The 17,083-nt window shown below is 41.6% G+C and carries 15 protein-coding genes and 2 tRNA genes; 2 read left to right on the top strand and 15 right to left on the bottom strand.

Going from position 1 to position 17,083, the window contains the following annotated elements; translation table 11 throughout:
* The first annotated feature begins 266 nt into the window (after positions 1-266).
* Positions 267-2,303 (top strand): putative bifunctional diguanylate cyclase/phosphodiesterase, encoded by a 2,037-nt coding sequence (locus tag FNZ24_RS13615; RefSeq protein WP_153915178.1) that lies wholly within the window; start codon positions 267-269, stop codon positions 2,301-2,303.
* 136 nt (positions 2,304-2,439) lie between these two features.
* On the opposite strand, the gene rpsO is transcribed toward FNZ24_RS13615, so the two are convergent.
* The 14 genes from rpsO to rlmE form a co-directional block, all read right to left on the bottom strand.
* The gene (gene rpsO, locus FNZ24_RS13610) at positions 2,440-2,709 is read right to left on the bottom strand and encodes a 30S ribosomal protein S15 (RefSeq protein ID WP_055023715.1); all 270 of its coding nucleotides are present in this window, start codon (positions 2,707-2,709) and stop codon (positions 2,440-2,442) included.
* 126 nt (positions 2,710-2,835) lie between these two features.
* Positions 2,836-3,780, bottom strand: a complete 945-nt coding sequence (gene truB / locus FNZ24_RS13605) for a tRNA pseudouridine(55) synthase TruB (protein WP_153915176.1) — start codon at positions 3,778-3,780, stop codon at positions 2,836-2,838.
* Positions 3,780-4,220 (bottom strand): 30S ribosome-binding factor RbfA, encoded by a 441-nt coding sequence (gene rbfA, locus FNZ24_RS13600; RefSeq protein WP_153915173.1) that lies wholly within the window; start codon positions 4,218-4,220, stop codon positions 3,780-3,782. The genes truB and rbfA overlap by 1 nt, the downstream gene beginning before the upstream one ends.
* A 61-nt stretch (positions 4,221-4,281) precedes the next feature.
* The gene (gene infB, locus FNZ24_RS13595) at positions 4,282-6,930 is read right to left on the bottom strand and encodes a translation initiation factor IF-2 (protein ID WP_153915171.1); all 2,649 of its coding nucleotides are present in this window, start codon (positions 6,928-6,930) and stop codon (positions 4,282-4,284) included.
* A 25-nt stretch (positions 6,931-6,955) separates the two neighbouring features.
* Entirely contained in the window at positions 6,956-8,455 is a 1,500-nt protein-coding gene (gene nusA, locus FNZ24_RS13590; RefSeq protein ID WP_153915169.1) for a transcription termination factor NusA, read from the bottom strand.
* A 27-nt stretch (positions 8,456-8,482) separates the two neighbouring features.
* Complete coding sequence (gene rimP, locus FNZ24_RS13585) at positions 8,483-8,938, bottom strand: ribosome maturation factor RimP (RefSeq protein WP_153915166.1); 456 nt, start codon at positions 8,936-8,938, stop codon at positions 8,483-8,485.
* 170 nt (positions 8,939-9,108) lie between these two features.
* Positions 9,109-9,185, bottom strand: a tRNA-Met gene (locus FNZ24_RS13580).
* A gap of 82 nt (positions 9,186-9,267) precedes the next feature.
* A tRNA-Leu gene (locus tag FNZ24_RS13575) sits at positions 9,268-9,352 on the bottom strand.
* 101 nt (positions 9,353-9,453) lie between these two features.
* Positions 9,454-9,786, bottom strand: coding sequence for a preprotein translocase subunit SecG (secG, locus tag FNZ24_RS13570; RefSeq protein ID WP_153915164.1), 333 nt, complete (start codon positions 9,784-9,786; stop codon positions 9,454-9,456).
* A gap of 4 nt (positions 9,787-9,790) precedes the next feature.
* Positions 9,791-10,573, bottom strand: a complete 783-nt coding sequence (gene tpiA, locus FNZ24_RS13565) for a triose-phosphate isomerase (RefSeq protein ID WP_153915162.1) — start codon at positions 10,571-10,573, stop codon at positions 9,791-9,793.
* 177 nt (positions 10,574-10,750) lie between these two features.
* Complete coding sequence (gene glmM / locus FNZ24_RS13560) at positions 10,751-12,136, bottom strand: phosphoglucosamine mutase (RefSeq protein WP_153915160.1); 1,386 nt, start codon at positions 12,134-12,136, stop codon at positions 10,751-10,753.
* A gap of 68 nt (positions 12,137-12,204) precedes the next feature.
* On the bottom strand, positions 12,205-13,044 hold the full coding sequence (gene folP / locus FNZ24_RS13555; protein ID WP_153915158.1) for a dihydropteroate synthase: 840 nt from the start codon (positions 13,042-13,044) through the stop codon (positions 12,205-12,207).
* 124 nt (positions 13,045-13,168) lie between these two features.
* Positions 13,169-15,136 carry an ATP-dependent zinc metalloprotease FtsH gene (ftsH, locus tag FNZ24_RS13550; RefSeq protein ID WP_153915156.1) on the bottom strand — a complete coding sequence of 656 codons (1,968 nt, stop codon included), beginning with the start codon at positions 15,134-15,136 and terminating at the stop codon, positions 13,169-13,171.
* Positions 15,137-15,181: 45 nt separating this feature from the next.
* Positions 15,182-15,811, bottom strand: a complete 630-nt coding sequence (gene rlmE, locus FNZ24_RS13545; protein WP_102526889.1) for a 23S rRNA (uridine(2552)-2'-O)-methyltransferase RlmE — start codon at positions 15,809-15,811, stop codon at positions 15,182-15,184.
* Between the two features lie 90 nt (positions 15,812-15,901).
* On the opposite strand from rlmE, the gene yhbY reads away from it, so the two are divergent.
* Positions 15,902-16,201 (top strand): ribosome assembly RNA-binding protein YhbY, encoded by a 300-nt coding sequence (yhbY, locus tag FNZ24_RS13540; protein ID WP_153915154.1) that lies wholly within the window; start codon positions 15,902-15,904, stop codon positions 16,199-16,201.
* 153 nt (positions 16,202-16,354) lie between these two features.
* Here yhbY and greA read toward each other — a convergent pair whose 3' ends face one another.
* On the bottom strand, positions 16,355-16,831 hold the full coding sequence (gene greA / locus FNZ24_RS13535; RefSeq protein ID WP_153915152.1) for a transcription elongation factor GreA: 477 nt from the start codon (positions 16,829-16,831) through the stop codon (positions 16,355-16,357).
* Positions 16,832-17,083: the final 252 nt, after the last annotated feature.

The following is a 17,083-nucleotide window of genomic DNA, read 5'->3' as shown; positions in this document are numbered from 1 at the left end:
TCAATAAGCCGATAAAATGACTAATCAGCGATTGAATAGATAACCTACCAACAACCAAGCATGATAAACATCATTTTCTCTGATAAAAAATGCCGAATAGATATCACTTGTAACAGCTATAAATAATGACTTTTAATGTTATTTTGTCTAAAGTTAGGTGTTGTTGTATCCAAATAAAAACAAATTCTAATAGAGTACAACATGATAAATGCACCAGACACGCATCTAAGCTGTAAATATTTACTAAAACAAATGGAATCGTTTGAATGACCCAAAGGTTTAAGTCTCTGACATGGAAACAAACAAACTTAGTGGTATTTACTGCTTTGTTTTTTGCTATCGCCATTTTTGTCGTGGAGATAGCATTGGTTGTCGTTACCACTAAGCAGCAACTTACCGCCTCACAACAAGAACTACTTAACTCCGTTGAACAAACGGCATCTAATGCTGTTTGGGCGCTAGATGACAAACAAACCGAGCAAACACTCGAAGGCATTATCAAAATTGATAATATCAGCTCAGCGGTAATCACTCTTGATGATGGCAGCTTATTCGTTACAGCCAGTAATAAACCAAAGCAATTTTCAGAAAACTATGACAATTTGAGCCACTTTTTATTCAATGATTTAAATGAAATCTCCCGCCCTTTATACAGGCCATTTTATTTTGAAGGTAATAAGAAACAACAACTGATTGGTACCTTAACCATCTTTTACGATACACAAGAGATGACCAATAACCTTTTTAATCAACTTCAATTAGGCTTTATTGCCACACTTGCTCGTGCATTGCTACTGACATTAGTGTTAACCATTGTTTTCCACCGGTTCCTAACCCAACCCATTGCTAGGATCAGTGAAGCTATTGATAAAATTGATCCCGATTTACCTGATGAAAACCTTTTACCTATGTCTACGGCTCACAAAGACGATGAGCTAGGTCTTGTTACCTCGAAATTTAATCAAATTTTATTACAGTTTAGCCAGACTCAAAATAAACTACGAAAAATGGCGACACGGGATCCTTTAACCAGCTTGCCTAACCGTACGCTACTGCTTGAAACTCTTAATGTGACGATTCAGCGAGCAAGGGTTCACAAAAGGCATTTCGCATTATTGTTTATTGATTTAGACCGCTTCAAAAATGTAAATGATTCACTTGGCCATGCTATTGGTGATCAATTCCTTGCTCGTGTTGCCCGAATTTTAGAAACCGTCGTTGGAGACCGAGGCAGCGTAGCGCGATTAGGTGGTGATGAGTTTGTCATCGTCGCTGACGATATTGAAACACCAGATCAAGCTGCTGACTTTGTTGCTCGTCTGCAGCAACACCTTAATGCACCTGTGCAGCTAAATGAACATGCTATTCACCCCGCAGCATCAATTGGGATTTCAATTTATCCAGAAGACGGCCCTGGCGCAGAAGATTTAATTCGCCATGCCGATATTGCTATGTACAGTGCCAAAGCTGCTGGTTCAAATCAATGGGCATTCTTTAAACAGCAAATGACAGAGAACGCAGCGGTTAGACTGAAAACAGAAGCGTCACTGCATAACGCACTTAAAAAAAATGAGTTCTTACTCTACTTCCAACCTAAACTAGACTTAAGAACTAACCAAGTTATTGGCTGTGAAGCACTTATCAGATGGCAAAAAAATGGCGAGCTTGTATCGCCAATGTCATTTATTCCCATTGCTGAAGAAACCGGAATTATCATCCCAATTGGTCGATGGGTCATAGAGCAAAGCTGTAAAGTGATCCGTGAGTGGGAGAAGAAATACAACTACGCTATTCCAATTGCAGTGAATGTCGCTTCACAGCAATTTGCAGATGCCAGTTTAGTGTCAGACATTAAGCAATTGGCTTTACGCTATCAAATTCGCCCTGAATTACTCGAGATTGAAATAACAGAAACATCTTTAATGAACGATGTAGACCAAGCCATTGCCAAACTAGAACAGCTAAAGAGTGCGGGATTTGGTATTGCTGTAGATGATTTTGGAACAGGTTATTCATCGTTATCTTATTTACGACATTTACCTATAACCACCATGAAAATTGATCGTGGCTTTGTTTCCGACTTACCTCATGATGCCGCAATTGCATCTACTATCCTAATGCTAGGACAACAATTGAATTTAGATATTGTGGCTGAAGGTATCGAGAATGAGGAACAACTTGAATGGCTACAGCAACACAACTGCCAAATTGGTCAGGGATTCTTTTTCAGCAAGCCATTACCTCTTGATGAGTTTGAATCAAAATACTTAGTTGAAATGCCGATACCGTTAGAACACGTTTAGCCAATCTAGCTAACTGAAATACTCTAAGTATTCAATTGCAGTTTATTATTTTCACCCAATAAAAAAGGAGGCATAAGCCTCCTTTTTCACGGTTTGAATTTGAGCAAGTAAACCATGCTCAAATTAAACGTCGATATTAACGACGTAAACCTAACTTCTGGATAAGAGCAGTATAACGAGCTACGTCTTTACGCTTTAAGTAAGCAGTAAGTTTACGACGTGCGCTAACCATACGTAATAGACCACGACGTGAATGGTGATCATGGATGTGCTCTTTGAAGTGACCTTGCAGATGGTTAATCTGTGCAGTCAATAAAGCTACTTGTACTTCAGTAGAACCAGTGTCGTTTTCGCCACGGCTATATTCAGCTACGATAGCAGCTTTTTGTTCATTACTTAGTGACATATTTATCTCCAGAAAAAATTAAATTAACTCTAGCCAATCACTAACTCAGCCAGAGGGGGCGACATTCTAACTATATTCAGTCTCTATCGCAATAAAAAATGCAGTTGCATCTACAAAAGCCTTAAGCTACTCAGCACTATGGTCGACAACCAAACGTTTTGGCGCAAGTAAACCATCATCGTTCATGGTACCAATACCGATAAACTGACGCTCTTCACCAGATGTCATCCGCACTAATACACCTGGCTCTAGCCCTGATGCTTGTACTGGCTGACCTTGCATGATGTATTGCACACTTTCGAGAGGCAAATTGACCTCTGGGAAGTTAGCAACAGCCGTATCCATTGGCAGTAACAACTCATCCAATACGGCAAAAGAAGATTCGTCTTCTTTATCCGTTCCTTCAGCAAGCTCTGTTAACTGTTCAAGGGTGACCATTTTGGTATAAGGATATTCAGCAACTTGAGTACGTCTAAGCATGGTGACATGTGCGCCACAACCCAGCATTTCGCCTAAATCATCGATGATAGTGCGAATATACGTACCTTTAGAGCAATGAATATCAAGAGTTAAGTCATCACCTTCAAGGCTCACAAATAACAGTTCGAAAACAGTTATCGGTCTTGCTTCGCGAGGAACTTCAATCCCTTCACGTGCATACTTATATAGCGGCTGTCCTTGATGCTTTAACGCTGAAAACATCGAAGGCACTTGCATGGTATCACCACGAAAATGCTCTAATGAGTCCTCTAACAGCTTTTGTTCAAACTTGACGGGTCTAATTTGGACAACTTCGCCGTCTGAATCACTGGTGTCAGTTCGTTCACCTAACTTAGCCGTTACCAAATAACGTTTGTCAGCGTCTAGAAGATGTTGTGAGAACTTAGTCGCTTCACCTAAACAAACTGGCAGCATACCTGTTGCTAGAGGGTCTAAAGCACCTGTGTGACCCGCTTTATTCGCATTATAAAGACGTTTGACCCGTTGCAAAGCATGGTTTGAACTGATGCCAGTACCCTTATCTAAAAGTACAATGCCATTAATAAAACGACCTTTGCGACGACGAGCCATTAATCTTTATCCTCAGTTTTTTCTTCAGAAGCATCAGCCTCTTCAGAGCCAAACTCTTCATTTCTCGCTTTGTCTTGCTTTGCTTTATCTTGTGTAATCACTTGGCTAACAAGGTTAGACATGCGCATACCTTCTACAAGCGAGCTGTCATAGACAAATCGAAGCTCAGGCATAACGCGCAATTTCATTCTGCTTGCAACGAGTGTTCTTACATAAGGTGAAGCAGCGGTAAGCGCTTCAATTTTTTGATCGACTAACTCTTGATCTTCTTCGAAGAAAGTCACAAAAACTTTCGCAAAGCTTAAATCGCGAGACACATCAACATCGTTTACTGTCACGAAGCCAATGCGTGGATCTTTCATATCACGCTGTAAAATCATCGCTAACTCTTGTTGGAGTTGCTGAGCAATACGTCGTGTACGACTAAATTCTTTTGCCATAACATTAATACCTTATAGCTTTATATAAATAAAAAAGGCGGCTAACGCCGCCCTTTCTGTGTTACAGCGTTCTGGCCACTTCGACCGTCTCGAAGACCTCAATCTGATCGCCAACTTTGACGTCATTGTAGTTCTTCACACCGATACCACATTCCATGCCGTTACGAACATCGTTAACGTCATCTTTGAATCGACGTAGCGATTCAAGTTCACCTTCGTAAATAACCACGTTTTCACGTAGAACACGAATAGGAGCACTGCGTTTGATAGTTCCTTCAGTCACCATACAACCCGCAATAGCACCAATCTTAGGCGACTTAAATACATCACGTACTTCAGCAAGACCAATGATTTGTTGCTTGAATTCAGGAGCAAGCATGCCCGTCATTGCCGCTTTAACTTCATCAATCAAGTCGTAGATAACGCTGTAGTAGCGTAAATCAACACTTTCAGCTTCAATCGTCTTACGTGCTTGTGCATCAGCACGGACGTTGAAACCAACCATGATTGCATTTGATGCAGCAGCAAGTGTTGCATCAGTTTCAGTTAATGCACCAACGCCACGAGCAATAATGCTAACTTTAACTTCATCAGTAGACAGTTTAGTTAATGAATCACAAATTGCTTCAAGTGAACCTTGAACGTCTGCTTTAAGTACAATGTTAAGCTCTTGTACTTCGCCTTCAGTCATGTTGGCAAACATGTTCTCAAGTTTAGACTTCTGCTGACGTGCTAGTTTAACATCACGGAATTTACCTTGACGGTAAAGTGCAACTTCACGCGCTTTACGCTCATCACGTACAACAGTCGCTTCATCACCCGCTGATGGCACACCAGATAGACCTAAGATCTCAACTGGAATTGAAGGACCTGCTTCAGTGATGCTCTTACCATTCTCATCTTTCATCGCACGGATTTTACCGTACTCAAGACCACAAAGAACGATATCACCTTGGCGTAAAGTACCTTCTTGAACAAGCACTGTAGCAACTGGGCCACGACCTTTATCCAATTTAGATTCAATCACGACACCAGCAGCCATACCTTCACGAACAGCTTGAAGCTCTAAAACTTCAGCTTGTAAAAGAATGCCTTCAAGTAACTCATCAATACCGGTACCCGCTTTAGCTGAAACGTTTACGAACATATGTTCGCCGCCCCAATCTTCAGACATCACACCATGTTGAGCTAGTTCACTCTTAACACGCTCAGGATCAGCCTCTGGCTTATCCATTTTGTTAACTGCGATAATTAACGGAACGTTACCCGCTTTAGCATGTTGGATTGCTTCAATCGTTTGTGGCATAGCGCCATCATCTGCAGCAACAACCAACACAACAATATCGGTAGCCTTAGCACCACGAGCACGCATTGACGTAAACGCCGCGTGACCAGGAGTATCTAAGAAAGTGATCATGCCGTTATCTGTTTCAACGTGGTATGCACCGATGTGCTGGGTAATACCACCCGCTTCACCATCAGCAACTTTTGCACGACGAATATAATCAAGTAATGATGTTTTACCATGGTCAACGTGACCCATAATAGTAACAACTGGAGCACGATTCTCTAGTACAACATCATCTTCATCACGATCACCAAGTACTTGATGCTCTAATTCGTTCTCACGAAGTAGAACCACTTTATGACCCATTTCTTCAGCAACCATTTGCGCTGTTTCTTGGTCCAAAATTTGGTTAATCGTAACCATTGAGCCCATCTTCATCATTTGTTTGATGATTTCAGTAGCTTTAATAGACATACGTGAAGCAAGTTCTGCAACAGAAACGGTTTCACCAATACGGATTTCACCTTTAACTACTGCAACTGGCTTGTTAAAGCCATGTGCCATTGATTCTGGAGCCGTGCTTTGATTACGTGCGCCTCTAGAACGGTTATCACGACCGCCTTTGCCACCACGTTTCTTATTCGCATTTTTATTGCGAGTACGACGTCCACGTTTCTCTTCAGCAGCATCTGAGGTATCTTCAGCAGCACGAGCCGCTTTTGAAGTTGTGATATGGTGATCACTGTTTTTCTCAGCTTCAATACGTTGGCGTTCTTCTTCAGCCCAACGCTTTGAGTTTTCTTCTGCAAGCTTACGAGCAGTTTCAGCAGCTTGTGCAGCTTCTTCTTTCTGCTTTTTAGTCATTGCTTCTTCTTGCGCAGTTTTAATGCGGTCAGCTTCAGCTTTTGCAGCAGCAGACTCTGGGTCTTCTGCTTTAGCAGGCTTAGCTTCAGCTTTTGCTTTCGCATCGGCTTCTTTTTTCGCTTTTGCTTCTGCGTCCGCTTTAGCCTTGGCTTCAGCTTTAGCTTTGTCTTCAGCAGCTTTTGCTTCTGCTGCAGCTTTCGCCGCTGCTTCTGCTTCTTGTTGCTGTTTAGCTTGCTGCTCAGCTTCTGCGGCTAACTCACTTTCATCACGTTTAACGAAAGTACGCTTCTTACGTACTTCAACTTTAACGTCTTTAGATTGTCCGCCACCTGCATTAACACTTAAAGTAGAAACAGTTTTGCGTTGCAGCGTCATTTTTTGAGGCTCTTTATCCGCACCGTGTTGCTTCTTCAAGTGATCTAGCAAAGTTTGTTTCTCTGTTTCAGAAACGCTGTCAGTTTTACTTTTCTTAATTCCTGCTTCGGCAAACTGTTGAATCAGTCTGTCTACATTCTTGCCCACTTCCGCGGCCAATTTATCTATACTTGTATCTGCCATCAATTAAATCCCCCTGTTGATCGACTTATGCTTCTTCGCCAAACCAACAGATATTACGGGCAGCCATGATGAGCTCACCTGCTTTTTCTTCTGTCAATTCTTCAATATCGATTAAATCGTCAATACCTTGTTCTGCTAAGTCTTCTAAGGTCGACACACCTTTACTTGCAAGAACATATGCTAAATGCTTTTCTAAACCATCTAACGCTAATAAGTCAGCTGCAGGTTCAGCACCATCAAGTGCTTCTTCTGTCGCTAATGCTCTAGTCGAAATCGCCGCTTTTGCACGTTCGCGCAATGCAGCAACAATATCTTCATCAAAACCGTCAACTTCTAACAGTTCTGCTTCTGGTACATATGCAATCTCTTCTAACGAAGTAAAACCTTCTTCTGCTAGAACAGTCGCGAAATCTTCATCTACGTCTAAAGTTTCAACAAATAAGTTAACTACTTTAGCGCTTTCAGCTTGATGCTTCGCATTAAGCTCTTCAACCGTCATTACGTTTAATTCCCAGCCAGTTAACTGAGTTGCTAAACGAACGTTTTGACCATTACGGCCAATGGCTTGAGCTAAGCTGTCCGCTTCAACAGCAATATCCATTGAGTGGTTGTCTTCATCAACGATGATAGAAGCAACATCAGCAGGAGCCATTGCGTTAATTACGTACTGTGCTGGATTGTCATCCCACATTACGATATCCACACGCTCACCACTTAACTCGTTAGATACAGCTTGTACACGTGCACCACGCATACCAACACAAGCACCGATTGGGTCAATACGCTTATCGTTAGTTTTCACAGCGATTTTAGCGCGAGCACCTGGATCACGAGCTGCGCCCATGATTTCAATCATTTCATCTAAAATTTCAGGTACTTCTACTCTGAACAATTCGATGATCATTTCAGGCTTGCTTCGAGTCAAAAATAACTGAGCACCTTTCGCTTCAGGACGAACGGCATAAAGTAATGCACGAACACGGTCACCTGGGCGGAATGATTCACGGCTAATGATGTCTTCTTTATAAATAACACCATCAGCGTTATTACCTAAATCAACAACAACACTTTCGCGGGTGCTTTTCTTAACAACACCAGTAACAATCTCACCTTCACGTTCGATGAACTGTTCTACGATTTGAGCACGTTCAGCTTCACGTACTTTTTGTACGATAACTTGCTTGGCAGTTTGAGTCGTAATACGGTCAAAAACGACTGAATCGATTTCGTCTTCGATGAACTCGCCAGGTTGAATTTCTGGGTTTTCAAATTGAGCAGCTTCAAGCGTAATTTCACTGTACGGATTTTCTAAAGCTTCGCCTTGATCATCGACGACCATCCAACGACGGAAAGTGTCGTAGTGGCCAGTTTTACGGTCGATTGCTACGCGAACTTCAATTTCGCCTTCGTATTTTTTCTTTGTTGCTGTGGCTAGAGCAATTTCTAGCGCTTCGAATATTTTTTCGCGTGGGACGGCTTTTTCATTGGATACCGCCTCTGCGACTAGCAGAATCTCTTTATTCATTGTGTTGCCTCGTTCACCTTGAAACTATCAAAACTTTGCAATAACGTTGCCTTTACGGACATTATCTAAAGCCACAATCAAATCTTCACCATCTACGGTAATCGTTAGCATTTGCCCTTCGATTGCCGTGATAGCACCTTTTAAATTACGACTCCCTGCAACAGGCATCGTTAACTGTACTTTTGCATCTTCGCCGATATAAGCAGCGTATTGCTCAGCCGTAAATAATGGTCTATCTACACCTGGCGATGAAACTTCTAGTGTGTATTCTGTCGAGATTGGGTCTTCAACATCTAGAACAGCACTAACTTGGCGGCTGGCTTCAGCACAATCTTCAATATTGATCCCACTTTCACCATCAATAAATACACGTAATATTGAATGACGCCCTGCATGGACAAACTCAATACCCCAAAGTTGAAAACCTAACGCTTCAACAGGTACTGTCAGCATTTCTGTCAGTTTAGTTTCTAATGTTGCCAAAAATGACCCCCAAAAACGAAAAAAAGGGCAAATAGCCCCCGAAAAGTCCGTAAAATCACGGAGTTACTAAGCTCCATATAACAGAAAACCCCGTAATAACGAGGTCTTAAATATAGAACCTTTTAATTGTATTTACATTGCAGTACTGCAAATAAGTAAAAACAATAAGCTGGTTGCGGGGGCCGGATTTGAACCGACGACCTTCGGGTTATGAGCCCGACGAGCTACCAAACTGCTCCACCCCGCGACAACTTGCGCAATTATATTAACTTACGTCTTTGCTTGCAATAATTAATCAATTTAACTTCAAAATGATTAATAAAATTTAGTGGTGCGGATGGTGGGACTTGAACCCACACGACCTAAGTCACCAACCCCTCAAGCTGGCGCGTCTACCAATTCCGCCACATCCGCTTACTACTAAATTTTTACAGTCGTTATCATATTTAATTGAGGAAATTAAGATAACTCTATGACTGTGGTCTTACTTCATTTGCTTCTATTAAAGAGGCAAATTAATCAGGGATTTTAGTCTCTGATGTTTCAGCCTGAGTAGGAGCTTGTTCAACTTGCTCTACTGCAGAACCTAAATCGTTCCATGCATCATCCTGTTTTGAATGATTCGCACTTAAGTTACCTAAAGTAAGACTTAAAGCGAAAAATGCAATTGCAAAAACAGCTGTGCTTCGGGTCAAGAAATTACCTGCACCGTCTGAACCGAATAGCGTCCCTGATGCACCAGCACCAAAAGAAGACCCCATGTCAGCTCCTTTACCTTGTTGAATTAAAATCAGTCCTACAAGACCAATTGCTACAACCAAGTAAACTACAATTAAAACTTCATACATAATCTTATGCGCTCATCGCTATGGAACATAAACTTAAAAACTCGCTAGAGTTTAAGCTAGCTCCGCCAATCAATCCACCATCTACATCAGGCTGGGCAAATATATCTGCTGCATTTGATGGAGTCACACTACCACCATATAAAATGCGAATATTTTCTCCAATAAATGGAGACACTTCAGAGAGTCTGTTACGAATAAACGCGTGAACTTCTTGCGCTTGCTCTGGAGTGGCGCTTTTGCCAGTGCCTACTGCCCATAATGGTTCGTAAGCGATGATGGCATTATCAAAAGCCATGGTGCCATTCTTTTCGATCACAATGTCTAACTCTTCAGCAATAACTTCAAAAGTTCTTCTTGCTTCACGAGCTGGACCTGATTCACCAACGCAAAGAATCGGCGTTAAACCATGTTTTTGTGCTGCAGCGAATTTCTCTGCAACGATATTACTTGTTTCGCCGTACATACGACGACGCTCGGAATGGCCGATAATTACATATCGACATCCTGAATCTTTTAGCATTTTACCGGAAATTTCACCAGTATAGGCACCAAAGTCATGTTGACTCAGGTTCTGTGCGCCCATTCTTACAAGCGCACCATCTAAGGTTTGCTTATTTGCTTCAAGTAGCTGCCTAACACTTTCAAGATAAATTGAAGGTGGACATAAAACTACTTCTGCAGAATCATTTTGGAGCTTTGTAGCAAACTTGCTGAATAACTCTTGCGCTAGAGGCGCACTGCCATTCATTTTCCAGTTGCCAGCTACCATAGGACGTCTGAGTGCCATTACTGTCTCCTTTGAAAGCGGCGTGAATAATAACGAACCGCCAAACAAGTTACAATAGCTAAGTCAGGAATATTTGTCATAAGATGACAGAATGTTGCTTTTTTACGCGCTGACTTTAGATATTAATAAATAACCAAATATTAAATAAAACTGCAGTTGATTGTATATTCAACTTTGTTACAAACCTACCTTTTTAACCACATCTGCGATCTGATTAGCAAAGGTTGTGACAAGGTCTATGTCTTGCCCTTCTACCATTACCCTAATTAAAGGTTCAGTTCCCGATTTTCTGAGTAACACACGGCCTGTTTTACCCAGTTTAGATTCGACTTCCTGTTTTACTGATTGAACAGTTGTTGATGTCAAAGGGTTAGAATCTCCTTCAAATCGAACATTAACCAAAATTTGCGGCAACATAGATAATGGTTTAACTAAAGCCGCCAATGATTTTTGCTGATTTTGCATTGCAGCAAGGACTAAAATACCAGCAACGATACCATCACCTGTTGTGCCATGATCTAAATTTAAAATGTGCCCTGAGTTTTCACCGCCGATACGCCAATCATGTTGTCGCATAAGCTCCATAACATAACGGTCGCCAACGTTTGAACGCACAAAAGGAACATTCAACTCTGCAAGAGCCAACTCCAAACCGAGGTTTGACATTAATGTGCCGACAACACCGCCTTTGAGTTCATTTTTACACATCGCATCACAAGCAAGAATATACAATATTTGGTCACCATCAATTACATTCCCTTGATGATCAACCATCATTATCCGATCGCCATCACCATCTAATGCAATGCCAACATGCGCCTGATGTTTTATCACTTCAGTACAAATTGCTTGCATCGATGTAGCGCCTACATTCTCATTTATGTTTAAACCATTAGGTTTATCACCAATGGTAATTACCTCAGCGCCTAACTCTTTGAACACACTAGGAGCAATATGGTAAGTAGCGCCATGGGCACAGTCGACAACCAGCTTTAACCCATTTAGCGTCAGCTCTGCAGGAAAGTGACCTTTACAGTATTCAATATACCGACCTGCAGCATCGTCAATTCTTGCCGCCTTACCCAGTTGGTGAGACTCAACACAAACCAGCTGCTTAGTCAGTTCATTTTCTATTTCAAGCTCAAGTTGGTCATCAAGCTTACTACCGTCAGCTGAAAAGAATTTAATGCCGTTATCGTAATATGGGTTATGTGATGCACTGATGACAATCCCAGCTTCAGCCCTAAAGGTACGAGTGAGATATGCAATGGCCGGTGTTGGCATTGGGCCAACAAGTAATACATTCAGCCCTGCTGCTGATAACCCCGCTTCCAGCGCTGATTCAAAAAGATACCCAGAAATACGGGTATCTTTTCCTATGATGACTTTTTGAGTGCCACTGCGTGAAAGGACACGACCAGCAGCCCAACCTAGCTTTAACGCAAGCTCTGGTGTCATTAATCCTGCACCGACTTTACCCCTTATACCATCGGTGCCAAACAGGTTTCTTTGTTGCTGTTCTTTATCTTGTTGCTTTTTATCTTGTTGATTATGGTCCTGCATTAGTACCTCACATTAAGTGAATTCACACTAATTCTATCCGTTAAAATAGCAGACTCTTAAACGACCAATTACTGATGTAAACTCGCCATAGTTGCTGACATTACCGTCAATACATCTACCGTTTCCTTTACATCATGAACACGTAATATTTGTGCCCCTTGCTGAGCCGCGATCATTGCTCCAGCTAAACTCCCCGCTAAACGTTCATCAACATCACGCTGCAATAAATCACCAATCATGCTTTTTCTTGATAAGCCAACAAGTACTGGTAAATGCAGGCTATGAAGCTCAGGCAGTTTTGCCAGTAATTGATAGTTATGTTCCAAGGTTTTACCAAAGCCAAAGCCAGGATCTAAAATAATATTTTCGCGGGGCATACCTGCTGCTAAGCAATAATCAACTCGCAGCTCTAAAAACTCACTCACTTGCTGCATCACATCGTTATATTGCGGAGCATCTTGCATGTTTTGGGGCTGCCCTTGCATATGCATTAGACACACAGGGACATCTAAACTCGTTGCCATCGCAACCGCGCCTGGTTCTTGTAGTGCGCGCACATCATTAATAATGTGAGCTCCTGCAGCGACAGCTTTTTCCATGACCTCAGGTTTACTGGTGTCGATAGAAATCCAAACATCATGATGTTTGGCCACATACTCGATCACTGGAATAACACGGGCTAACTCTTGTTCAACAGATACAGCATCGGCCCCCGGCCTTGTCGACTCTCCACCGATATCGACGATGAGTGCACCTTCAGCTATGACTTTATCTACATGGGCACAAGCTTGCTCGACAGTTGCATGTTGACCACCATCAGAGAAAGAATCTGGAGTGACATTAATAATGGCCATAACGACAGGACTAGTTAATGATAACGTTTTATCACCAGACTTAATTTGAAACACACAACCTCACTTAAATAGATCTTTTAAAAAGTATCTCTATAGAAATATGACTTAAATATGACACTAGTTCAACAAATATAAAAAAACCCCTTTCGGGGTTTTTTCAAACTTTAAAATCAGCCACTTATTTAGCTGGCGATTCATCCGTTTTAGGTTCGACATCTGGCTTGTCAGCTGAAGGTTCTTCTGAGCTTTCCTCAGTTGATTTTGCTTCAGGAGTCACTGGTGTACCTTTATCTTGATCATCCATAGAGTCATCAGCTTGCCAATCTGCAGGTTGACGAACTTCACGACGATTCATTAGGTCATCAATTTGCTCTGAATCAATGGTTTCATACTTCATCAATGCATCTTTCATTGAGTGCAGAATATCCATGTTTTCAGTCAAGAATTTATTAGCACGCTCATAGTTACTATCGATTAAGTGCTTCACTTCTTGATCAATCATGCCTGCTGTTTCATCAGACATATTCTTAGACTTCGCCATGCTACGGCCTAAGAATACTTCGCCTTCATCTTCAGCATATAAAACAGGACCTAATTTTTCAGAGAAGCCCCATTGCGTAACCATGTTACGTGCAATCGATGTAGCATACTTAATGTCTTGTGATGCACCAGTAGATACTTTCTCGCCACCGTAAATCAATTCTTCGGCTAAACGACCGCCATAGGCAACTGAAATTTGGCTTTCAAGTTTACGTCGACTTTGGCTAATCGCATCAGCTTCTGGTAAGAAGAACGTCACACCTAAAGCGCGGCCACGAGGAATAATAGTAACCTTATGAACTGGATCGTGCTCTGGCACCAAACAACCCACAATCGCATGACCAGCTTCATGGTAAGCCGTCATTTCTTTTTCTTCCTCAGACATAACCATAGTACGGCGCTCAGCACCCATCATGATTTTATCTTTTGCACTTTCAAACTCTTCCATTCCTACTACGCGGCGGTTACCACGAGCAGCAAACAAAGCAGCTTCGTTAACTAAGTTAGCTAAGTCTGCACCAGAGAAGCCTGGCGTACCACGCGCAATAACGCTGGCTTTAACACCGTCACCTAATGGTACTTTGCGCATGTGCACTTTAAGAATTTGTTCACGACCACGAACGTCTGGTAAGCCAACAACGACTTGACGGTCAAAACGCCCTGGACGAAGTAATGCAGCATCTAACACGTCAGGTCTGTTTGTCGCAGCAATGACAATAACGCCTTCATTACCTTCGAAACCATCCATCTCAACCAGCATTTGGTTCAATGTTTGCTCACGTTCATCGTGACCACCACCAACACCAGCGCCACGTTGACGACCAACAGCATCGATTTCATCGATAAAGATGATACATGGTGCAGACTTTTTAGCTTGTTCAAACATGTCACGTACACGAGATGCACCAACACCAACAAACATTTCAACAAAGTCAGAACCAGAAATAGTAAAGAACGGTACTTTTGCTTCACCGGCAATTGCTTTGGCGATCAAAGTTTTACCAGTACCCGGTGGGCCAACAAGCAAAACACCAGTAGGAATACGACCACCTAGTTTTTGGAATCGAGTTGGCTCTTTTAGGTAATCAACTAATTCTTTAACGTCTTCTTTTGCTTCATCACAACCAGCAACATCAGCAAAAGTGGTTTTAATTTGGTCTTCGCTCATCAATTTGGCTTTACTCTTACCAAATGACATTGCGCCTTTACCACCACCGCCTTGCATTTGACGCATGAAGAATATCCATACACCAATAAGCAGTAGCATTGGGAACCAAGAGATAAATATTTGGGTTAAGAAGCTAGACTCTTCTGCTTCCTGCCCTTTCATTGAAATCCCTTTACGATCAAGATCATTAATTAAATCTTGGTCATACATTGGCATAATAGTGGTGAACTTCTCTCCAGAACGTTTGATTCCTTCAATAGTTCGTTGGTCACTTTTGATTTCAACCGAATTGATATTGCCGTTTCGGACGCTATCTAAAAATACGGAATAGTCCATCTTCTGCGATGACGAAGAAGAGGGGGAGTAACCCTGAAAAACTGACATCAGCACAACGGCGATGACAACCCAGAGAATTAAATTTTTTGCCATGTCACTCAAATTTCTAGACCTCTTGAAGACCCACGATAATTAATCGTTAGACTACTATAACTTGTAACCAGTCGCCACTATATACACTTCACGTGAACGTGGTCGCGATGAATCTGGTTTTCGTGTTTTAACTGTAGTGAAAGCTTGTCGAACCGCTTTCATGTATTCGTCAAAGCCCTCCCCCTGAAAGACTTTAACAGCAAAACTACCATTAGGTGCCAAAACTTGATGACACATATCTAATGCTAATTCTACGAGATACATCGCCCTAGGTTGGTCCACACCATCTGAACCACTCATATTTGGCGCCATATCTGAAAGCACTACATCCACTTTATCCTCACCTACACGGTCAAGTAAAGCATCAAGTACTTTCTCTTCGCGGAAATCGCCTTGTAAAAAGTCGACTCCCACGATCGGATCCATTGGTAAAATATCACATGCTACCAACTTGCCTTTTTCTCCAACCAATTTAACAGCAATTTGTGACCATCCACCAGGCGCAGCGCCTAAATCAACAACGGTCATGCCTTGTTTTATTAGTTTATCTTTCTGTTGGATTTCTTCCAACTTAAATGCTGCACGAGAACGTAAACCTCGCTTTTGAGACAGTTTAACGTAGTGATCGTCAAAATGTTCTTGCATCCATCGACTTGAACTAGCCGAACGTTTTTTCGTTGCCATTTAAATTCCGTAACGATTTGGAGTTACATAAAGCTTATATAAGGGTAGAATAGCCGTTTTTCAACAGTAACATTCAAAAAGTTGGTACAAATGAACTTAACAACCAAACAAAAACAGCATTTAAAAGGCCTGGCGCATAACTTAAAGCCAGTAGTGCTGCTTGGTGCTAATGGTTTGACCGAAGGTGTGCTGGCTGAAATTGATAGTGCACTCACTCATCATGAACTAATAAAAGTGAAAGTAGGCTCTTCTGATAGAGAGCTTAAAAATGCTGTCGTTGACGCGATTATTCGCGAAACACAATCAACCAAAGTACAGCTTATCGGACACACCTTAGTTATTTTCCGTCAGTCTGCTGAAATGAAAGTTGCCATTCCAAAAGCAAAATAATTTCGTCAAACAACTTAAGGTCTAGTGTTCATCTTGCAGTCAATACGATTCAAATGTTCATTCTGACCTAAAAAAACCACTGCCATGCAGTGGTTTTTTTATAACTATAAAATATCAATCTTAAGTAGTAATTAATATTGATATTAATTGCGACTAGATATATTCAACCGCAGTAATTTCATACTCTGCAGTGCCGCCAGGAGTCGTGATAGCGACTTCGTCATCGATACTTTTACCAATCAAGCCGCGAGCAATAGGAGAATTAACTGAAATTAAGTTCTCTTTGATGTTCGCTTCATCGTCACCAACAATGCGGTAAGTCGATTCAGCTTCAGTATCAACATTTAAGATTGTTACTGTCGTGCCAAAGATAACACGGCCACTATTAGCCATAGTCGTGACATCAATGATTTGAGCATTTGAAAGCTTACCTTCAATATCACGGATACGTGCTTCACAAATACCTTGTTCTTCACGTGCTGCATGATATTCAGCATTTTCTTTTAAATCGCCTAATTCACGTGCTTCAGCAATGGCTGAAGTGATTAGTGGACGACGCTCAAATTTTAACTCATCTAATTCTTTACGAAGCTGCTCGGCTCCAATAATCGTCATAGGGACGGTATTCATAATGTCTTATGTCTCCTTTAAAAACAAAAGCACCCCGTGTCGACAATTAGTCAACACAGTTCAATCTGGTTAATTCGCATAGCGCACGATCTTTATAACAATATGTCTTAATGATGCGGTGTCTTGCGTTGAGGATGCATCTAATGATGATCCCTTAAGCTTACATAAGCTTGAGTTTAGTTACTAGTGACTGTCAAAAAATAGTAATAAAAAAGGCTRCATTCGTGTAGCCTTTTTTATTACTATTTTTTG

Origin of the sequence: Shewanella sp. TC10 (assembly GCF_009663145.1) — a bacterium.
Lineage (GTDB): Bacteria > Pseudomonadota > Gammaproteobacteria > Enterobacterales > Shewanellaceae > Shewanella.
Note: the sequence above shows the minus strand (reverse complement) of the source record. Positions and strands in the feature narration are given on the sequence as shown.